Origin of the sequence: Labrys miyagiensis, from assembly GCF_030160835.1 — a bacterium.
Taxonomy (GTDB): domain Bacteria; phylum Pseudomonadota; class Alphaproteobacteria; order Rhizobiales; family Labraceae; genus Labrys; species Labrys miyagiensis.
The window spans coordinates 370697-389770 of the sequence record NZ_BSPC01000005.1; the positions used below are offsets into that span (position 1 = coordinate 370697).

21 protein-coding genes are annotated in these 19074 nt (G+C 63.5%); 9 read left to right on the forward strand and 12 right to left on the reverse strand.

Going from position 1 to position 19074, the window contains the following annotated elements; genetic code table 11:
• The first annotated feature begins 191 nt into the window (after positions 1 to 191).
• Both QQL24_RS02465 and hisN read left to right on the forward strand, forming a co-directional pair.
• Positions 192 to 503 (forward strand): hypothetical protein, encoded by a 312-nt coding sequence (locus QQL24_RS02465; RefSeq protein ID WP_284310290.1) that lies wholly within the window; start codon positions 192 to 194, stop codon positions 501 to 503.
• Positions 504 to 766: 263 nt separating this feature from the next.
• A complete protein-coding gene (hisN, locus tag QQL24_RS02470) occupies positions 767 to 1555 on the forward strand; it encodes a histidinol-phosphatase (protein WP_284310291.1) in 789 nt (262 codons plus the stop codon).
• Between the two features lie 63 nt (positions 1556 to 1618).
• On the opposite strand, the gene QQL24_RS02475 is transcribed toward hisN, so the two are convergent.
• From QQL24_RS02475 to QQL24_RS02485, 3 genes are all read right to left on the reverse strand, one after another.
• A complete protein-coding gene (locus QQL24_RS02475; RefSeq protein ID WP_284310292.1) occupies positions 1619 to 2500 on the reverse strand; it encodes an alpha/beta fold hydrolase in 882 nt (293 codons plus the stop codon).
• 345 nt (positions 2501 to 2845) lie between these two features.
• Positions 2846 to 3271 (reverse strand): hypothetical protein, encoded by a 426-nt coding sequence (locus tag QQL24_RS02480; RefSeq protein WP_284310293.1) that lies wholly within the window; start codon positions 3269 to 3271, stop codon positions 2846 to 2848.
• A 283-nt stretch (positions 3272 to 3554) separates the two neighbouring features.
• Entirely contained in the window at positions 3555 to 4415 is an 861-nt protein-coding gene (locus QQL24_RS02485) for a helix-turn-helix domain-containing protein (RefSeq protein WP_284310294.1), read from the reverse strand.
• A gap of 247 nt (positions 4416 to 4662) precedes the next feature.
• On the opposite strand from QQL24_RS02485, the gene QQL24_RS02490 reads away from it, so the two are divergent.
• Positions 4663 to 5505, forward strand: coding sequence for a fatty acid desaturase (locus QQL24_RS02490; RefSeq protein ID WP_284310295.1), 843 nt, complete (start codon positions 4663 to 4665; stop codon positions 5503 to 5505).
• A 131-nt stretch (positions 5506 to 5636) separates the two neighbouring features.
• Here QQL24_RS02490 and QQL24_RS02495 read toward each other — a convergent pair whose 3' ends face one another.
• Positions 5637 to 6221, reverse strand: coding sequence for an AprI/Inh family metalloprotease inhibitor (locus QQL24_RS02495; protein ID WP_284310296.1), 585 nt, complete (start codon positions 6219 to 6221; stop codon positions 5637 to 5639).
• Between the two features lie 265 nt (positions 6222 to 6486).
• Between QQL24_RS02495 and QQL24_RS02500 the strand changes: the two genes are divergently transcribed.
• The gene (locus tag QQL24_RS02500; protein ID WP_284310297.1) at positions 6487 to 6708 is read left to right on the forward strand and encodes a hypothetical protein; all 222 of its coding nucleotides are present in this window, start codon (positions 6487 to 6489) and stop codon (positions 6706 to 6708) included.
• A gap of 19 nt (positions 6709 to 6727) precedes the next feature.
• On the opposite strand, the gene QQL24_RS02505 is transcribed toward QQL24_RS02500, so the two are convergent.
• From QQL24_RS02505 to sdhC, 6 genes are all read right to left on the reverse strand, one after another.
• A complete protein-coding gene (locus tag QQL24_RS02505) occupies positions 6728 to 7555 on the reverse strand; it encodes a nucleotidyltransferase domain-containing protein (protein WP_284310298.1) in 828 nt (275 codons plus the stop codon).
• Positions 7552 to 8331, reverse strand: coding sequence for a succinate dehydrogenase iron-sulfur subunit (locus QQL24_RS02510; protein ID WP_284310299.1), 780 nt, complete (start codon positions 8329 to 8331; stop codon positions 7552 to 7554). Before QQL24_RS02510 ends, QQL24_RS02505 begins: the two co-directional genes overlap by 4 nt.
• Before the next feature lie 49 nt (positions 8332 to 8380).
• On the reverse strand, positions 8381 to 8974 hold the full coding sequence (locus tag QQL24_RS02515) for a hypothetical protein (RefSeq protein ID WP_284310300.1): 594 nt from the start codon (positions 8972 to 8974) through the stop codon (positions 8381 to 8383).
• Between the two features lie 37 nt (positions 8975 to 9011).
• Positions 9012 to 10838, reverse strand: coding sequence for a succinate dehydrogenase flavoprotein subunit (gene sdhA, locus QQL24_RS02520; protein ID WP_284310301.1), 1827 nt, complete (start codon positions 10836 to 10838; stop codon positions 9012 to 9014).
• 5 nt (positions 10839 to 10843) lie between these two features.
• Entirely contained in the window at positions 10844 to 11233 is a 390-nt protein-coding gene (gene sdhD, locus QQL24_RS02525; protein WP_431310626.1) for a succinate dehydrogenase, hydrophobic membrane anchor protein, read from the reverse strand.
• A gap of 275 nt (positions 11234 to 11508) precedes the next feature.
• On the reverse strand, positions 11509 to 11919 hold the full coding sequence (gene sdhC / locus QQL24_RS02530; RefSeq protein ID WP_284310303.1) for a succinate dehydrogenase, cytochrome b556 subunit: 411 nt from the start codon (positions 11917 to 11919) through the stop codon (positions 11509 to 11511).
• Between the two features lie 236 nt (positions 11920 to 12155).
• Here sdhC and QQL24_RS02535 point away from each other — a divergent pair, with 236 nt between their 5' ends.
• Positions 12156 to 12527 carry a YkvA family protein gene (locus QQL24_RS02535; protein ID WP_284310304.1) on the forward strand — a complete coding sequence of 124 codons (372 nt, stop codon included), beginning with the start codon at positions 12156 to 12158 and terminating at the stop codon, positions 12525 to 12527.
• A 31-nt stretch (positions 12528 to 12558) separates the two neighbouring features.
• On the opposite strand, the gene QQL24_RS02540 is transcribed toward QQL24_RS02535, so the two are convergent.
• Positions 12559 to 13440: a helix-turn-helix transcriptional regulator gene (locus tag QQL24_RS02540; protein ID WP_284310305.1), complete on the reverse strand. Its 882-nt coding sequence runs from the start codon at positions 13438 to 13440 to the stop codon at positions 12559 to 12561.
• 168 nt (positions 13441 to 13608) lie between these two features.
• Here QQL24_RS02540 and QQL24_RS02545 point away from each other — a divergent pair, with 168 nt between their 5' ends.
• The 4 genes from QQL24_RS02545 (at position 13609) to QQL24_RS02560 (ending at position 18410) form a co-directional block, all read left to right on the forward strand.
• Positions 13609 to 15102: an alpha-glucosidase/alpha-galactosidase gene (locus QQL24_RS02545; protein WP_284310306.1), complete on the forward strand. Its 1494-nt coding sequence runs from the start codon at positions 13609 to 13611 to the stop codon at positions 15100 to 15102.
• Positions 15103 to 15296: 194 nt separating this feature from the next.
• The gene (locus QQL24_RS02550; protein WP_284310307.1) at positions 15297 to 16556 is read left to right on the forward strand and encodes an ABC transporter substrate-binding protein; all 1260 of its coding nucleotides are present in this window, start codon (positions 15297 to 15299) and stop codon (positions 16554 to 16556) included.
• A 64-nt stretch (positions 16557 to 16620) separates the two neighbouring features.
• Complete coding sequence (locus QQL24_RS02555; protein ID WP_284310308.1) at positions 16621 to 17562, forward strand: carbohydrate ABC transporter permease; 942 nt, start codon at positions 16621 to 16623, stop codon at positions 17560 to 17562.
• 2 nt (positions 17563 to 17564) lie between these two features.
• Positions 17565 to 18410: a carbohydrate ABC transporter permease gene (locus QQL24_RS02560; RefSeq protein ID WP_284310309.1), complete on the forward strand. Its 846-nt coding sequence runs from the start codon at positions 17565 to 17567 to the stop codon at positions 18408 to 18410.
• Positions 18411 to 18751: 341 nt separating this feature from the next.
• On the opposite strand, the gene QQL24_RS02565 is transcribed toward QQL24_RS02560, so the two are convergent.
• Entirely contained in the window at positions 18752 to 18877 is a 126-nt protein-coding gene (locus tag QQL24_RS02565) for a hypothetical protein (RefSeq protein ID WP_284310310.1), read from the reverse strand.
• Between the last annotated feature and the right edge of the window lie 197 nt (positions 18878 to 19074).

A 19074-nucleotide genomic window follows, 5' to 3' on the forward strand; every position in this document is an offset into this window, starting at 1 on the left:
CTTCAGCCCTCTTGGCTTTCGGAGCGGTTGCGGATAGAAGGCGCCGTCCTGAACGGCTGTGAGCGGATGCTGTCTGTTGCGTTCATAGTCCATTCAGGTCCTAGCCTTTAGAGTGCACCCTATCAATTCAAGGACACGAGGTGCTGCCGAGCGGCTGCGCTTCCCCAAACACCCCCTGTGAGGAGTGGATCATGTTGAAGAAGGTTCTTGCATCGGCTCTGGTTCTTGCCACGGTTGCCGGTGCGTCGGTGGCTACCACCGGTACAGCTCAGGCCGAGTATGGCCGCAACGGCGCTTTCGCCGGCGGCGCGGCTGCGGGCCTCGTCGGTGGCCTGCTGCTGGGCGGTGCTCTCAACAATCGCGATCGTTACTACGACGACGGCTATTATGAGCCCGCGCCTGCTCCGGTCTATGTTCAGCCCCGCTGCTGGTTCGAGCGCCAGCGCGTGCCGAACCAGTATGATTACGGCTATCACATCGAGCGCGTCCGCGTTTGCCAGTGATCGTCCACGAGTAGTAACCTGAGCCGGCGCCCATTGCCGGCATAGGGCAAGAGCCCCGCCCTCGTGGCGGGGTTTTCTTTTCTAGAGCGTTTTACTTTCAGATCGAATCACCAAGAATCGCAAAACGCTTTTGATACCAGTAAGTTAATTTCGAAATGCGCTCCCTACCTGAACGCATTTTGCTCTAGAAACAGGTTTTCTCCTGTCCGAAACTGCTCTACAGCATCGAAGCCGGTCACTGTCGGGGCAGCGTGGAGAGCATGATGGCGCCTGTCGATTTCGAAGCCTTCGTGGATGAGCTTGCGAGCGTTTCGGGCACCACTATTCTGCCCTTTTTCCGTTCCGCGCTGGTCGCCGAGGACAAGTCGGGCGGCGTCAATTTCGACCCGGTCACAGAGGCCGACCGCGGCGCCGAGGCGGTGATTCGCCAGAAGATCCGCGCCATGTTCCCCAGCCACGGCGTGATGGGCGAGGAATATGGCTCCGAGCGCCTCGACGCCGAGTTCGTCTGGGTGCTCGATCCGATCGACGGCACCAAATCCTTCATTTCCGGCATGGTCGGCTGGGGCACGCTGATCGGCCTGCTGCGCAACGGCCAGCCCTGCTACGGCATGATGCACCAGCCTTTCACGCGCGAGCGCTTCTCGGGCGACGGCGGCTCGGCCAAATATCGCGGCCCGGGCGGCGAGCGCGTGATGAAGACGCGCTCCTGCGCCAGCCTGTCCGAAGCGGTGCTGTACACCACCACGCCGCGCCTGATGGCTCCGCCGGAGCAGAAGCGCTTCGCCGTCATCGAGGAGAAGGTGAAGCTCTCGCGCTACGGCGGCGACTGCTATGCCTATGCCATGCTGGCGATGGGGCTGGTGGACCTGGTGATCGAGGCGAGCCTGCAGCCCTATGATATCTGCGCCCTGATCCCGATCGTGGAGGGCGCCGGCGGCGTCATCACCACCTGGGACGGCGGCCCCGCCCAGGCGGGCGGGCGCATCGTGGCGGCCGGCGATGCCCGCGTGCACGCGGCGGCGCTGTCCCTGCTGCAGGCGGAATATTGAGGGCAAGGGCGGTATTAGGTTTGCCAGCCAGAGTCGCGCAGCCCCTCAAGAGCCGATATTCCCTCACTTCGTTCCCGGAACGAATGCATCGAACGCTGCCCAGAACACGTCGCGGATGGCGTCGCGTTCCTGCATGATCTCGTGGCGGGCGCCGGGGATGTTCACGGCCTTGGTGGCGAAGAGCTTGGCCGCGAAATGCTTGGCCGCCGGGGAGGAGACCACCCTGTCCTCGCCGGCGAGGAAGATCAGCGTGGGGATGCGCCAGTCGGCGCCGAAGCGCGGGTCCATGAGATGGTCCATCACCGCGAAGGCGGCCCTGACCCAGCCGACTGTCGGCGCGCCGATGGCAAGCTCCGGCGCCTCGCGGGCGACCAAGGCGGCGCGGGCATAGCGCTGGGGGTCCGAGGTGACGGGATTGCCCTCGAACGGTTTCAGACCTACCGGCCGCGGCGAGAAGCCGGGCACGGTGCGCCTGGACAGGCCGATGCCACCGAGAAAGCGGGCGAGGAAGCGGGCAGCCGGCGGCTTGCTGCCGAGGTCGATCATCGGCGTGGTCACCACCAGGCGCTCGAACCGGCTGGCGCCCGGCGGCAGATTGGCGAACAGGATGGCGCCGCCCATGGAATGAGCGAGGCCGTAGAAGGGGCTTGGGCATTCCGGCAGTGCGACCTGGCGTATGAACGCCTCGATATCGGGGCCGTAATGGGCGAAATCGTCGATATGGCCGAGGCGCCCGTCGAGCAGCAGCCGGTCCGAGCCGCCCTGGCCGCGCCAGTCCATCGTCGCCACGGCGAAGCCGCGGGCGCGCAGGTCGCGGATCACCTCGAAATATTTCTCGATGAATTCCGAGCGCCCCTGGAACAGGCAGATCGTGCCTTTGGGCTTGGGAGACAAGGCAGGCCAGCGGGCGGTTCGCAACGCCACGCCGTCACGGGTGGTGATCATCTCGACGACTGCGCCGTCCGGACAGGGATTTTCGGGGCAATCGAAGAGCTGCATGGAACCCGGGCAATGGAGGGATACCGCTCCATAGCACTATTTCTTCGCTGCGGTCATCCCGGACGAGCCGCGCCGCGAAGCAGCGTGGCGAAGATCCGAGACAGCAAGCACGCAGATTTCTCGTCATGCGGCCCCCGGACCAACCCCCTGGTTTGGTCTGACTGCACCGTATCGCTGTGCGCTGCGGCTTGTCCGGGATGACATGCCAAAAACAAGCCCGCCTGCGCTCAGGGCGCAGGCGGGCCGCCGGACCACTCCGGATCACGCCGTGCTATCGAGGAAGCCTCGAGCCTACCAGCGTGGACCACCCCAGGGCCGCGGGGGGAGCCAGCCATTGTCGTCCCAGCGACGGGGAGCAGGCCGGTCCCAGCCAAGTTGGCGCAGGCCCGTAATCTCGGTTGTATGACCGTCGACGACGATCAGCACGCGTCCGCCCTGCGGATCGCTCGCCTCGGCGATGTAGCTGTCGCCGCGCACGCGCTTGATATCGACATCGCGATAGCCGCGCCGGAACAGGCTGCCGATGATCGTGCGCGGCGGCAGCAACTGGTCACCGCCGATGTCGGCATTTGGCGGCGGCACTGGCATGGCACGGTTCCAGCCCATGCGCGGGGGAGGCGGGGCGTCGTCATCCATGTAGTTCTGTGCAAACGCGCTACTTACGCCGGTCAGGAGGCCAAGACCGGCTATAACCCCGATAAGGGCTCGGCGGGACATGATGCGACTCCAAACCAGATCGTGAAACCATCCTAACTGGGAATGTGTGAATACTCCTGCAAGCGGCTGTTCATGCAGTGTTCATCTTTCCCGGGATCGCAGGCATCCTTGCCTATTGGCGCCAGCTTTGTGGAAGTAGGCGTGCCAAACGCGGAGTGGCGATCTCCGATCACCATCTTTCTTTCTAACAGAACGCATCGTTTCCAAGAATGTCGATCTGGAGATCGGCACTCCACTCGCGTCTCACCCCGCAAAGTTGGTGCTTCTGGGCGGTCCCGGAAGGTCACGCTGCCTTCTGGCTCAGCGTCGCCGCCTGCTCGCGCAGATAGCTGGCCATCATATGCGGCTGGATCACCGCCGTGCGCACGATATCGTCGAAGCGGCGTGTCAGCGTGCGGATGTGCTCGCTGGCATTCAGCACCAGATAGGTCGGTCCAAGATAAACCGCCGCGCGTGAATTGCCGAACACGGTGAAGGGGGCCGAATAGGTCTGCCTGAGATCGTAGAGCTGCAGGCGCAGGGTGGGATAAAGCTCCTCGGCCAGGGCGGCCATGGCGTTGAGCTGGATCTGGCGGGTGGCGCTGTCGAGGCCCTCCCACTGGGCCTTGCCGGCCGTGAAGGCCTCCAGCGCCTGGATCGAGACGCAAGCCTCCATCTCGCCGCCGTCCCGGACGGACGCGACGACGTGGCGCCGCCGGTCCCCCAGTGCCGGACTGGGATCGGGGCCGAGCGCCGCCGCATATTCGAAATGCATGACGTCATCGGTCTTCATGAAGTCCGGGAAGGTCATCGGCACGGTGCGCAGTTTGCGCCCGGCCGCTTCGGCATGCCAGCGCAGGAAGCGCTCGTCGAAGGGGGCGTGGGCCTGCGTCTCGATGGTGAGCACGGCTTCGACGAGTTCGGCACCGACCTGCTCGCGCTGGGAGAGGCCCAGCAGCCAGTCGATCGAGATGCGGCAGCCCTTGGCGATGGCGGCAAGCGTCTCCGCCCGGGGCAGGCGATCATTCTCGGGGGAAAGGAGCTGGGAGAGCGTCGAGCGGTCGATGCCGACATGGCGGGAGAAGCCTGCCTGGTTCAGGCCGGTCTGCGCGATCACGCGCTCCAGCCGGTCGCGGAAGCCTTGAGCCGCGCTGGGATGGGCCATAGCCGCTCCATTTGGTTACAATAATCAACAAGTGGTGGAACAGTACACATAAGAGAACAAAAAACGACGGATGTCAATGTTCTGCTACAACATCATCCTTGTGTAATTTGTGATTTGCCTGCATCATCCCCAATAATGTGGAGTGATTTGAATGACTAAGGCTGCGATTCAAGCGCGAAGGGCGCGACGGGCGGTCGAATGGCCAACCGTGGCTCTTGCTGCTTTAATCTATGGTCTTTGGGGATTATTGACCTATTTTCATGCTTCGATCCCGTTTTGGCTCTGGATTCCCCTCGGCACCTGGACGGTGGCGTGGCAGGCCTCCCTGCAGCATGAGATCATTCACGGCCACCCCACCACGAATCGCACGCTGAACCGTTTCATCGGCTGCTGGCCGCTGCTGCTGTGGCTGCCTTACGAATCATATCGCATCAGCCATCTCATCCATCACCGCGACGAGCGGCTGACGGATCCGCTCGACGATCCCGAATCGCATTACTGGACGCAGGAGCAGTGGGACAAGCTGAGCCCCCTCCACGCCTTGCTCATCCGGATCAACGCCACCTTCCTCGGCCGCATGACCATCGGTCCCGCGCGTGCGATGTCGACCTTCCTGGCCCGCGAGGCTCGGGCGGTATGGAGAGACGAGCCGATGCATCGCCATATCTGGGCGAGCCATGCTCTCCAGTTGCTGGCGGTGCTGGCCTGGCTGGTGCTGGTGTGCGGCATCAACCCGCTCGTTTATTTCGCGCTGATCGTCTATCCCGCCACGGCGCTGATGCTGGTGCGCTCCTTTGCCGAGCACCGGGCCGAGAGCGATGTGGAAGAGCGCACGGCCATCGTCGAGAACGCGCCGCTGCTCGGGCTGCTGTTCCTCTACAACAATCTGCATGTGGTGCACCACGACAATCCGATGATGCCCTGGTACGAGATCCCGGCCTGGTACCGGCAGAACCGTGAGCGGCTGATCCAGGAGAATGGCGGGCTGGTCTATAACGGCTATTGGGACATCGTGCGGCGCTATTTCCTCACCGAGCACGACACCCAGATCCACCCGCACGGCAGGGCGCCGGCGGTGAGCAGGACGTAATCTTTGGGAGCGCGGACGTCCCGTCCGCTCTTGAAAACAAGCCGTATGAAAAAAGGGCGCTACCGTCACGGTTGGCGCCCTTTTCGTATCCGTCATCGGTTCAAGAGCGGACGGGACGTCCGCGCTCCCAGTTACCTCGTCATGCGGATCTTGGCGCCCGACATCGTGGCCGCGCCTTCATAGGCGCCGTCGCCGGTGGGGAACAAGCGCACGGCGGTGCGGCCGCCCGGCTCGAGCAGGTCGATCTCCTGGCCACGCTGCTGCCAGGCATTGACCTTTGCAAGCGACCCGGCCTGGCAGCCCGACGGCGTGGCGCGGTAGACGTCGAGCAGGGTCTGGCGGGTCAGCGAGATGCCGCAACTGCCGCGGGCCGCGTCAGAGATCTTCCAGGAGCCGGCGATGCCGCCGGCGGAAGGCGCCGGTGGCGCGGTCGGCAAGGCGGCAACCTGGCTCTGCGAGGAGGGCCCGCCCGCTGGTGGGTTGCCCACGGCCACCGAGGAACCGGGCGTCACGCCATTGCCGCCGGCAGGGGGCAGCGGCTCGGAGGAGACCTGTTCCGTGGGTGCGGCCATCAGCGGCTCGGGTGCGGCGATCGGACGGTTGTCCGGCGGGGGCTTGCGCGCGCCGAAATCGAATGTGTCGCCAAGACGGGACGATGACGCGCAGGAAGCCAAAGCCAGGGCACAAGGAAGAAGTACCAGCGCGGATAATTTCATCGGTCCATCCGGTTCCAGATCAGGTGTTGCTCAAAGGTGCCAATACCAGATTGGCAGACGGCGTGACAGTAAGAAGCGCCTCGGTAGGCCAAGGATACGATATGGGGTTCTCATGCCGTTACGGAATATCATTTGTTCCCGAATGGCTCGAGCTGTGCTGAACCGACTCTGTGTCGATTTTTTGATAACCCAGGCGATCTTAAGGCTTGCTTAAATCAATTTCGAGAAGGTGTGGCCCGAACGTGACTCTCGCCGGAGAACATCGATGGCTGCCCCAGGTGCCCTTGCCGTGCTGGTTGCCCTGTCGACGGTGACCTCCGCTGCCACGCCGGCCGGCCGCCAGGTCGAGCCCGCCCTCCATCTGCCCAAGCTCTCGATCCAGGCCCCCGCGACCGTCCCAGCCGCCGCCTCGCCGCAGTTCAGGCGTGATGACCTCGCAAAGCAGGCGCCGGTGGACGATGTCGATATCACCGGACCGGTGAACTAACCCGGGAGCGCGGACGCCCCTACGACGCGCTCCCAGATCGCACCCAATCCCGGAATAGCGTATTCGCTGCCTCGATGTCACCGGCGGCCTGACGCTGCGTGGGCCTTCTTGCACGCTTCTCGCCATCCTCGACCTCGGCGAAGATCAGCTTGTCCAGTGCGGCATGGCGCGGGATCGAGCCAAACTCGCGTTCCTTCTTCTTCTGCTCCAGCAGTTGCGCGAGCGCCTCGAGAATCGTTTCCGGCAGGTCGGTCTCGCGGGTCAAGCGGCCGAAATCCATTGGCGGGATGGTGCCGGCGCCATGCAGGCGCAGCCAGCGCAAGGTGAGGGCCGGCCGGATCACATAGAAATATTTCTTTCCGCGGACCTCTTCGGGATGGTCGAGGAAGCGGGCGATCTGGCTACGGGCAAGATTGAGATAGTGGTAGGCCAGTGCCTTCTCGTCGAGTCGGGGACGGGCGAAGTCTTGGATCGCGGCGGCGAAGTCCTCGTCACCGCCATAGCGGATAGGCGACTGCAGCCATTCCAGGATGACCGCGTTTGACTTGAAGATCAGCTTCAGCGTCTTGGCGAGGTCCCATCCAGCGATGTCGAGTTCATCCGAGAGGGGACGCTCGATCACGTCGCGGGGCTGTTCCACCGAAAGATAGGCATCGGGATGACGCACATAGACGAAGCGCACGTCATAGTCGCTGTCGGGCGACCAGAAGCCCCAGGCGCGACTGCCGGATTCGACGGCCAGGAGCACGCGAGCGCCTTCCTCCCCCTCGATGCGGCGCAGACTGGCCTGGATCAAGGCGTAGAGTTCCGCCGTAACAGGCTCGATGGTCGAGGATGTCGTGCTCAAACCTGGCGCGCCACCATCATCTTCTTGATCTCCGCGATGGCCTTGGCCGGGTTCAGGCCCTTGGGGCAGGTCTGGGCGCAGTTCATGATGGTGTGGCAGCGATAGAGCTTGAAGGGGTCCTCCAGCTCGTCGAGGCGGTCGCCGGTGCGTTCGTCGCGGCTGTCGATCAGCCAGCGATAGGCCTGCAGCAACGCGGCGGGGCCGAGATAGCGGTCGCCGTTCCACCAATAGCTCGGGCAGGAGGTCGAGCAACAGGCGCACAGGATGCACTCATAGAGGCCATCGAGCTTCTCGCGGTCGCCATGCGACTGGCGCCATTCCTTCTCCGGCATCGGCGTGTCGGTCTGCAGCCAGGGCTCGATCGAGGCGTGCTGGGCGTAGAAGCGCGTGAGGTCCGGCACCAGGTCCTTCACCACGGGCAAATGCGGCAGAGGATAGATCTTGATGGCACCCCTGATGTCGCTCATGGCCTTGGTGCAGGCCAGCGTGTTGGAGCCGTCGATATTCATGGCGCAGGAGCCGCAAATACCTTCGCGACAGGAGCGGCGGAAGGTCAGCGTCGGATCGACCGTGTTCTTGATCCAGATGATGGCGTCCAGCACCATCGGCCCGCAATCGTCGAGATCGACGAAATAGGTGTCCGTGCGCGGGTTCGAGCCGCCATCGGGATCGTAGCGGTAGATCTTGAACTCGCGCAGGTTCTTCTGGCTCTCCGGCTTCGGCCAGACCTTGCCGCTGACGACACGGGAGTTCTTGGGGAGAGTGAGCTGGACCATGGAATGAACTTCGTTCAGGAGGACATCATGAAGTCAGCCGGGCGGCCCCTTAAGGAGAAACCCAGGCTTTGAGAAAGGCATTGATCGAATTCGAGCCGGGCTTGCCCAAATCAAGCGCACCCTTGGGGCCATCGAGCCGGATCTTGACGAAGCGGCCGTTGCGGTTGGTCACGCAGGCGATGCTCTCGCGCGCGTCACCCGTCTTGGGCTCGATCAGGAAACGGTCGCAATTGAGGCGGGGGATGCCGCTGGCCGGTACGGCGAAGCTTCCGGTGGGCGTGGCGCTGCGATAGGCGCCGATCTGCACCGCCTTGTTGATAGCCTGGCCCACAAGCGCCAGCTCGTCATAGCTGGTTTTCTCGTTGTAGTGATCAGGAATGTCCTTGCGGGCCCAATCATAGACGTAGACATCGGCCCACGTGCCAGGGGGGCCCTCGTAGCGGGCGCCATAGCCCCCGCCGGCCTGCTGGCTTTCGTAATTCTTGACACCGGCATAGCGAAATCCTGCGACTTCTGCTGGAAACCGCTCGCCCAGAAAGGTTGCGGCGATCTTCTTCGCCGGCTTGGCCTCGGCGATGGGAAGGCCTATTGCCAGCACGACGCCAAGGGTGACGGCACATCTCAGGCTCGCTGCGATCGTCATGCTGCCCCTCCGCGGTCGTACACCGTCAAGCCCCTCCTCAATACACGCGCGCCTTCGGCTCGATATACTGGACGTCGTTCGACATGGTGTAGGTGTGCACCGGGCGGTAATCGATCGTAACAGACTTCGCCTCCGTGTCGGCCCAGGCAAGCGTGTGCTTCATCCAGTTCTGGTCGTCGCGGTTGGGGAAATCCTCGCGGGCATGGGCGCCGCGGCTTTCGGTGCGGTTCTCCGCCCCGTCCATGGTGACCACGGCCTGTGCGATCAGATTGTCGAACTCCAGGGTCTCGATCAGGTCGGAGTTCCAGATCAGCGAGCGGTCGGTGACGCGCACATCGTCGGCGCTGGCCCAGACCTTGTGGATCTTGTCCTTGCCCTCGGCGAGCGAGACGCCGGTGCGGTAGACCGCGCAGTCGTTCTGCATGACGCGCTGCATGGAGAGGCGCAGTTCCGCCGTTGGCGTCGAGCCCTTGGCATAGCGCAGGCTGTCGAGGCGGGAGAGCGCCTTCTCGGCCGAATCCGCCGGCAGGTCGCGATGCTTCTCGCCGGGCTTGAGCATCTCGGCGCAGCGCAGGCCCGCCGCACGGCCGAACACCACCAGGTCGATCAGCGAGTTGGAGCCCAGGCGGTTGGCGCCATGCACGGAGACGCAGGCCGCTTCCCCCAGCGCCATTAGGCCGGGCACCACGGCGTCGGGGTCGTCACCCTTCTTGGTCAGCACCTCGCCATGATAGTTCGTGGGGATGCCGCCCATGTTGTAATGCACGGTCGGCAGCACCGGGATCGGTTCCTTGGTGAGGTCCACGCCGGCAAAGATGCGGGCCGATTCGGAGATGCCGGGCAGGCGCTCATGCAGGATCTTCGGATCGAGATGGTCGAGATGCAGGAAGATGTGGTCGTTGAGCTTGCCGACGCCGCGGCCCTCGCGGATTTCCATCGTCATGGCGCGCGAGACCATGTCGCGCGGAGCGAGATCCTTCACGGAGGGCGCATAGCGCTCCATGAAGCGCTCGCCTTCCGAATTGGTGAGGTAGCCGCCCTCGCCGCGCGCGCCCTCGGTGATCAGGCAGCCGGCGCCATAGATGCCAGTGGGGTGGAACTGCACGAATTCCATGTCCTGCAGCGGCAGGCCGGCGCGCAGCACCATGGCATTGCCGTCGCCCGTGCAGGTATGGGCGGAGGTGGCGGTGAAATAGGCGCGGCCATAGCCGCCGGTGGCAAGGATGGTGCGATGGGAGCGGAAGCGGTGGATGGTGCCGTCATCCATCTTGAGCGCCACGATGCCGCGGCACTGGCCTTCCTCGTCCATGATCAGATCGATGGCGAAATATTCGATGAAGAACTCGGCGTGATGCTTGAGGGCGGCGCCATAGAGCGTGTGCAGGATGGCGTGGCCGGTGCGGTCGGCCGCGGCGCAGGTGCGTTGGGCAATGCCCTTGCCGTAGTCGGTGGTCATGCCGCCGAAGGGGCGCTGATAGATGCGGCCATCCTCGGTGCGCGAGAAGGGCACGCCCCAATGCTCGAGTTCGTAGACGGCGGCCGGTGCATTGCGCACAAGATATTCGATGGCATCCTGGTCGCCCAGCCAGTCCGAGCCCTTGACGGTGTCGTACATGTGGAAGCGCCAGTCGTCGCGTCCCATATTGCCGAGCGAGGCGGCGACGCCGCCCTGGGCGGCCACGGTGTGGGAGCGTGTGGGGAAGACCTTGGTGATGCAGGCGGTGCGCAGGCCCGCCTCGGAACAGCCGACCACGGCGCGCAAGCCCGCGCCGCCGGCGCCGACGACCACGACATCATAGCTGTGATCGGTGATGGGATAGGCGTTGCCGCTCGAGGCAGGCTGGGAAACGGAGCCGTCGGCCATATCAATCAAATCCCGAAATTCAATTTCAACAAGGCATAGAGGCAGGCCGCCCCGATGAAGATGGCAAAGAAGGTGTTGGCCATCACGGCCGCGATCTTCAGTTCCTCCTTCTCGACATAATCCTCGATGATGACCTGCATGCCGGCCCGCATGTGGATGACGCCAGCGATGATGAAAAGATAAAGAAAGATGGCGATCAGGGGCGAACTCAGCGTGGCGATCACCGTGGTCTGGCTGGCGCGGGCGAGATAGATCACCGTGAACACGAAGATGACGGTGAGCGGCACCAAGGCCACGCCCGTGAGGCGCTGCAGCCAGAAATGCTGGGTGCCCGATTTGGCGGCCCCGAGGCCGCGGACCCGGCCGAGTGGTGTCTTGAGGCTTTTGTTGCTCATGACCATTCCTAGGGGGTGTTGTCAGCTATGGATTGGATTTGACGGGAGCGATTTTGGCCGAATGGAAGGAGCGTGAGGACGCAAGCCTGTCGGCTTGCTACGATACGCGACGTGCCAGTCGGCCAAAAGCGCCCCGCCGCTTTGCGGTGAGGTGAAAAATGGTCAGCTGCAGCGTCGCACCGCTTGCCGATACGGATGTATCGGCGTGCGCGATGCTCCTCCCATCTGACCATTTTTGACCTCATCAAATTCCAATCCATAGCTGACAACACCCCCTAGTTCGAGCCGCCGAGCGCCCAGATGCCGATGATCCAGATCAGGATGGTCAGCACGATGGAGCCGATGAGATTGTAGCGGGCAAGACGGTCGCGGTCGCCCGGGCCGAGGCCATGGCCGAGATCCCAGACGAAGTGACGGATGCCGCCGAGCATGTGGTGCATCAGCGCCCAGGTGTAGCCGAAGAGCACGAGAAGGCCGATGGGCGAACCGATGAACCACTGCATCCAGGCGAAGGCCTGAGCACCCGCCGCAGCCGAGAGCAGCCACCAGGCCAGCAGGAGCGTGCCGAAATAGAGCGCGCCGCCCGTGACGCGATGCAGGATCGACATCGTCATCGTGATGGGCCAGCGATAGATCTGGAGATGGGGGGAGAGGGGTCGGTCGGCAGATAGCTTTGGATCGGCCATCGGAAGGAACCTCCAGTTTCGACCCGTTATAATCTTGTTGCGATGCGATATCCCGTTGCGCGGTCGGACGCAATGGATTCGCACGGCAAATCGCGTTTGCCTGCCATGTTAGAAGCGCAAGGGCCGATGCGGAACGGGCGTGCGCCAGTCATTGTCCAATTATTTTCGAGCAATGGGATACGGCCCATTGAAACCTTCCCTAACGGGGCCACATCCTCTCGCGAAAGGAAGGTGCCATGGTCACGCAGTCCCGTATGTCCGATGACGCCGATGCCGGCTTCGAGCAGCGCGAGCGCGATCTGCGCGCGCAGTTCCTGCCCAAGCTGAAGCGCGTACTGGCCCATGTGCCCTTCGCCCTCGATCTGCTCGCCGCCTATTACACGGTGCTCGACCGGGAAACCCCCATGAGGGTGCGTGTGACGCTGGCTGCCGCGCTCGCCTATTTCGTGCTGCCCTTCGACGTCATCCCCGACTTCATCGTCGGCCTCGGCTACACCGATGACGCCGCCATCCTCTTCGCCGCCATCCGCATGGTGTCGGGTTCCATGCAGCAGCGCCACTACGATGCGGCGCAGCGCTGGCTGGACGAGGCCAGGAAGGGGCAGTGAGAAAGCTCATCGGGAACATAAAGGGCTGGCTTCATGCTCCCGCCGACCTTGCGGCATACATGCCTGTGGTGCGGAATTCGGAGGGGCTGATGGCGAAAGTGCGCCGGAATGCCTTGGCAAAATAGTTTGGATCGGCAAAGCCGCAGGTGCTGGCGATTGCCTTGATGCTGAGCTGGCCGTTGACAAGCAGTCGCGCTGCCAGCTGCATGCGCTCCCGCATCACGAATTCGGAGGGAGCCACACCCGCGACGGTGCGGAAGGTCCGGCTGAAATGGGCGCGGCTCATGCCCGCAATGTCGGCGAGCGCTGGAACTTCGAGGTCCTGGTCGAGATGGCGGCGGATGTGGGAGGTGACGCGGCCGATCGCCAGATGTCCACCGGCATCCGGGGCGGACTCATGGCGGGCCATCAGATCATCGTGCAGCGCCATGGTGGCGTGGTAGGCGAGGCCCGAGGCCTTGCCGGCGGCAAGTCCACCATCTGCAAGGCCGATGGAGATGGCCGCCAGGGTGTCAATCGTCTCCGGACGCAGCCGGAAGACGGGGCCCGCGGCGGCAAGGATCGCCCGGTGCAGGCGCAGCGCTTCCTGGCCACACATGGCGATCCAGAAGAAAGACCAGCTTTCGCCCTGCTCCACCCAATAGCGGTGCGCATGGGGGATCGTCACCAGCATGGTATCGCCCGGGCCGATGGTGTAGCGCCGCCTCTCGTAATGCAGGTTGCCTCTCCCGGCGATGGTGTGCTGCAGGATCGAGAAGGGGGTACTGCCGCGCTTGCGTCCATCCCAGTCATAGGAAGGCGCGCTGGCGATCTCGTAGCCTGTGCTGGTTGGCATCACGTGCAGCCGGTCACGTCGGCGGGGCAGCGAGATGGTGTGGCGGAAGGGGCCGTTGGCGGCGAGAGCGGTGAGCACAAAATTACCCCAAAGAGCACCATCGTCCTCTGTTCTGGACAGCTGGCGCCGCGCATAGATGGATGGCCGTGAGGATACGCCACTGTTCCGGCAGATCAATCGGCGTGTATGCGGTGTGATTTCCTGCTCGTGGCAGGCGGGAACGGTGTTGCAGGGAGGTTTCAGGCCATGAGTGCCATCAAGATTGCGATTATCGGAGCCGGCAGCGTCGGATTTACCCGGACCCTGGTGCGAGACATCCTCTGCGTGCCGGAATTGCGTGACATCGAGTTCGCGCTGACGGATATCAACCAGCACAATCTCGACATGATCCGCGAGATCCTCGACCGTCTGGTCGAGGTCAACAAATTTCCCACCCGCATCACCACCACGACGGACCGGCGCCAGGCGCTGGCGGGTGCGCGCTATGTCATCAATTGCGTGCGGGTCGGCGGGCTCGAGGCCTTTGCCGACGATATCCGTATTCCCCTGCAATATGGCGTCGACCAGTGCGTGGGCGATACCATCTGCGCCGGCGGCATCATGTACGGCCAGCGCTCGATCGCGGCGCTCCTCGATTTCTGCAAGGACATCAGGGAGGTCGCCGAACCGGGCGCGCGCCTGTTGAACTACGCCAACCCGATGGCGATGAATACCTGGGCGGCCCTCGACCATGGCGGGGTGGACACCATCGGCCTGTGTCACGGCATCCAGCATGGCTGGCGCCAGATCGCCGAGGTGCTGGGCGCCGCCGACCCCAGGGAGGTGGACTATATCTGCTCGGGCATCAACCATCAGACCTGGTATATCGATGTCCGCCACAAGGGCCGGCGCATCGGCAAGCAGGAATTGCTGGAGGCCTATGAGCGCCACCCGGTCTACTCGAAACAGGAAAAGGTGCGCATCGACGTGCTCCGGCGCTTCGGCGTCTATTCGACCGAGAGCAACGGCCACCTGTCCGAATATCTGCCCTGGTACCGCAAGCGGCCCGAGGAGATCACCCGCTGGATCGACATGTCGGAATGGATCCATGGCGAGACGGGCGGCTATCTACGGGTCTGCACCGAAGGCCGCAACTGGTTCGAGGAGGAGTTCCCGCGCTTCCTCAACGATGCGGGCACGCCGGTCGACCCCGCAAGGCGCACCACCGAGCATGCCAGCTACATCATCGAGGCGCTGGAGACCGGCCGCGTCTATCGAGGGCATTTCAATGTGCGCAACCGTGGCCTAATCACCAATCTGCCCGAGGATGCCATCGTCGAAAGCACCGGCTTCGTCGACCGCTTCGGCCTCAACATGGTGGCCGGCCTCACCTTGCCGGATGCCTGCGCCGCGCCCTGCATCGCTTCGATCAATGTTCAGCGCATGGCGGTGAAGGCCGCGATCACCGGCGATGTCGACCTGCTCAAGCTCGCCATGCTGCATGATCCGCTGGTCGGTGCCGTCTGCACGCCCGAGGAAGTCTGGCAGATGACCGACGAGATGCTGGTTGCCCAGGCCCGATGGCTGCCCCAATACGCCCATGCCATCGACGGGGCCAAGGCGCGCCTTGCCGCCAAGCAGGTGCCCAAGCGCGACTGGCAGGGCGCGGCCCGCCTGCCGGTGCGCAGCATCGACGAATTGCGCGTGGAGCGCAGCCGCAAGGAAGGCGGCGTGTCACCCGACCAGCAGGTCGTCGCCTAGAGCAAAGCGCGTTCAAGCGTGAACGCTTCTTTGCTCTAACTCTTTGTTTCGACGCGTCTTTGCGATTCTTGCCGATTCCGTCAAATCGCAAAACGCTTTAGCTCCGTTCCGGAGTCTGCCGAGGTGCTCTCGCACTACCAAGAACGACAGGGCGGAAAGACAAACCGCCAATGAAACAGCTGGAGGAAGAAATCATGAAGCTCTTGAAGATCGGATTGCTGCTGGGTGCCCTGCTCACCCCTCTCGTGCTGAGCCCGGCGCGGGCGGACCCGGTCACCCTCAATTTCTGGGTGGCCTGGGATCCATCGCAGGCGGACGGCAAGGCGGCCATTGCCAAGATCGCCGAGTTCGAGCAGGCTCATCCCGACATCAAGATCAAGACACAGAACATCGCCTTCCAGGCGCTGCACGACAAGCTCGTCACCTCGATCGCCGGCGGCGACGCGCCGGATCTCAGCTGGGGGCTGATCGAGTGGTTCGGCGAGTTGAACCGCATGAACGCCCTTGCCGATCTCACGCCCTATGCCGCCAAATGGGCCGATCGCGCCGCCATCTACCCCAATGCGCTCAACCAGCTCACCGTGGACGGCAAATTGCTGGCCCTGCCCAATTATCTCGGCCTGCGCGGGCTGCTCTATCACGCCGACATGCTCAAGCAGGCTGGCATCGACACGCCGCCCAAGGGCTGGAACGAGCTCGTCGAAGCCAGCCTGAAGGTGAAGCAGGCGACGGGCAAGCCCGGCTTCGGCATCGCCGGCCGTGGCGTGCGTTCGCCGCAGGAACTGATCATGTATCTCGCGCAGAACGACGTGCAGATCGCCAGGCGCCAGGCCGACGGCAAGTACAAGAATGACTGGGCCGACAATCCCGAGGAGATGAAGCGGGCAACTGAGGTCTTTGCCCTCTACCGCCAGCTTCTCGACAAGGGCATCATCGCACCGCAAGCCCCCGGCTGGGGCTGGGAGGAGGAGGACACCAACTTCGCGCTCGGCCAATACGCCATGGTCGTCAACGGCTCCTGGATGCGAAATCGCGCCGACCAGAATCCCGAGCAGATGAAGGATGTGCGCGTGGCCCCTCCACCGGCGGGCCAGAAGGCGGCGACCTTCTTCGAGATCGCTCCCTTCTACGTCTACAAGAGCAAGCATCCCGAGGAGACCTGGGAATTCGTCTCCTTCCTGCTCAGCAAGGATTATCAGGCCGCCGTCTTCCCCGACAGTTCGCCGCGCATGGACGTACAGGGCGATTCGGTGTGGGGTACCTCCTTCACCTCGCTGACGCCGATCGGTATTTCCTTCCCTCCGGTGGCGCTGGGCTCGATCACACGCGACATGGAGGAATCCATCGGCCGTGTGCTCCTGAAAAACGAAGATCCGGCGGCTGTCGCGGCCTGGCTGGGCAAGCAGATCAACAAGAGCCTGCGCCAGTCAGGGCAGATGTCGGCCCAGAATTGACGGCCTGACGGACACGGGTTTGAAGGCCGGCACCAGCGGCCAGCTTGCAACGGGAAACGCGCCCATGGCGAATGCGGAACTCATGGCAATCCGGCAGAAGGTCGCCGCCACTCGGCGGGCGACCCCACGCCAGGCCCATCTTCGCCGCATGGCTGCGCTCTTCCTGTTGCCGGCGGCCGCCTTCCTGCTCGTGCTGATCGCCTATCCGCTGTTCAACGTGCTCTGGCAAAGCTTCAATTATGGCAACCTCGTCGACCCGGCCACGCAGGGCTATGCCGGGCTCGACAACTACCGCACGGTGCTGGAAGACGAGGATTTCCTTCCCGCCTTCTGGCACACGCTGACCTGGACGGTCCTCTCGGTTGCCGGCGAGTACATCCTCGGCCTCATCGCCGCCATCGTGCTGGCTCAGCCGATCAAGGGGCGGGCGATCTTCCGCGGCATCGTCGTGGTGCCCTGGGTCATCCCCATCGCGATCGCCGGCCTCAACTGGATGTGGCTGCTCAATCCCGACTATGGCGTGCTCAATGCCTGGATGGTGAAGCTCGGCCTGCTCGACCATTCGCGGGACTGGCTCGGCCAGATCGACACCGCCCTGCTGACCGTCACCTTCGTCAATATCTGGCGCAGCTTCCCCTTCTATACCATCTCGCTGCTGGCCGCGCTGCAGGCCGTGCCGGCCGACCTGCACGAGGCGGCGGCGATGGACGGCGCCGGCCCGATCCGCCGCTTTTGGGTGATCACCATGCCGCATCTCAAGGCGGTGTCGCTCACGCTGATCGTCATCCACATCATCTGGACGGCCATCAATTTCGACTTCATCTGGGTGATGACGGAGGGTGGGCCACTCAACGCGTCGCAGACCCTGCCGGTGATGATCTACAAATTTTCCATGCAGGACTATGACATCGGCGCTGCCTGTGCGCTTGCCTCCATGTCGATGGCTTTCATGGCGAGCCTGTTCTTCGTCTACTTCTACGGCCTTGGCCGCAAGGAGGCTCGCTAACCATGGTCACCTCCCGAAACCAGCGCCTGCTCACGTCCACCCTGACCTATGGCATCCTCGCCGTCCTGTGCGTCTACTGCCTGTTTCCCTTCATCTGGATGCTGGATACGGCCCTGAAACCGGCCACCGAGGTGATGAGCAGCCAGCCCTCCCTGCTGATCGCCTCGCCGACCCTGCGGAATTTCGCGAACGTGCTCTTCCAAAGCGATTTCCTCACCTATTTCCGCAACAGCCTGATCGTGGCGGTGTCCTCCACCCTTCTCACTCTTGTGGTGTCGATCTTCGCCAGCTATGCCCTGAGCCGATGGGGTAGCTACCCGGTGAGCCAGCTTGTGGGCGGCGCCATGCTGGTGTCGCAGATGATCCCGGGCGTGCTGCTGCTGGTGCCGCTCTATGGGCTGATGCAGCATCTGGGCCTGCTCAGCACCTACCAGGCGCTCGTCATCGTCTACTGCACCTTCATGATCCCGCTCGTCACCTTCATGCTGAAGAGTTTCTTCGACGGCATTCCCACCGAGCTGGAAGAGGCGGCGGAGATGGATGGCTGTTCGCGCCTCGGCTTCATCTGGCGGATCCTGCTGCCTCTGACGGCGCCGGGCATTCTCGCCACCAGCGTCTTTGCCTTCGTCGCAGCCTGGAACGAATTCATGTTCGGCTATGTGCTGATCAATGACGATGCCCGTCGTACGCTGACGCCGGGGATCATGATCTTCCGAGGCTCGCACCAGACCGATTGGGGCCTGCTCATGGCGGCATCGGTGCTGGCCGTGGTGCCGGTTGCGCTCGGTTTCGTCTATCTGCAGCGTTTCCTGGTGGAGGGCCTGGCGGCAGGAGCCGTGAAGGGTTGAGAGCGGTCTCGCCATCGGAATAGTTAAAATAGGCGCTTCAAGCGCAACGTTCGTGCCCGCCTTCTCACCACAACGCGCAAACGCCCTCGTTCCCACGCCCTTTCCGGCTGGGTTGATGAGGAGACCGGGCGATGGCGGCTGCGGAGCAGCCGTGAAAGCAAGATCATGGAAGATGCAGGCCGCACTGTCGGTGCAGGCCGCCATCGCCCCGTTCCGGTTGCCTGGCCCGCTGACAAGGCGCGCAAGGCCACCTGTTTTTTCCGCCTTATGAAGGCGGAGGCGAGCCGGGAGCGGATGGCACGGACCATCCGAACCTGACCCAGCCGGCTCGGTAAAGGGGCTCAGCGCTGCAGTCCTGGCCGGACAGTGGCATAGGCCGTCTTCACCGCATCGGCGGGAGATGGGACGAAGGCGTTGCCGGGCTCAAGCCCTTCACGCTCCGTCCAGGGATCACAGGGCACTTCCATGGGGTGCCGATCCCTTTGTCCCGCACGTCACCCCTGGAGGCCGGCCTCGAAAGAAGCAGGACCGCCGTGCGCCTGTCGCCTGGACAGGCTGTCGGGGTGGATGGAAGCGTTCGGAGCCGGGTTGTTCCTTCGCCGGCTGCTGACACTTCGTTCCAGAGCTGAGCAAAGCATGGAAACGAACAAAAATCAATATTTGT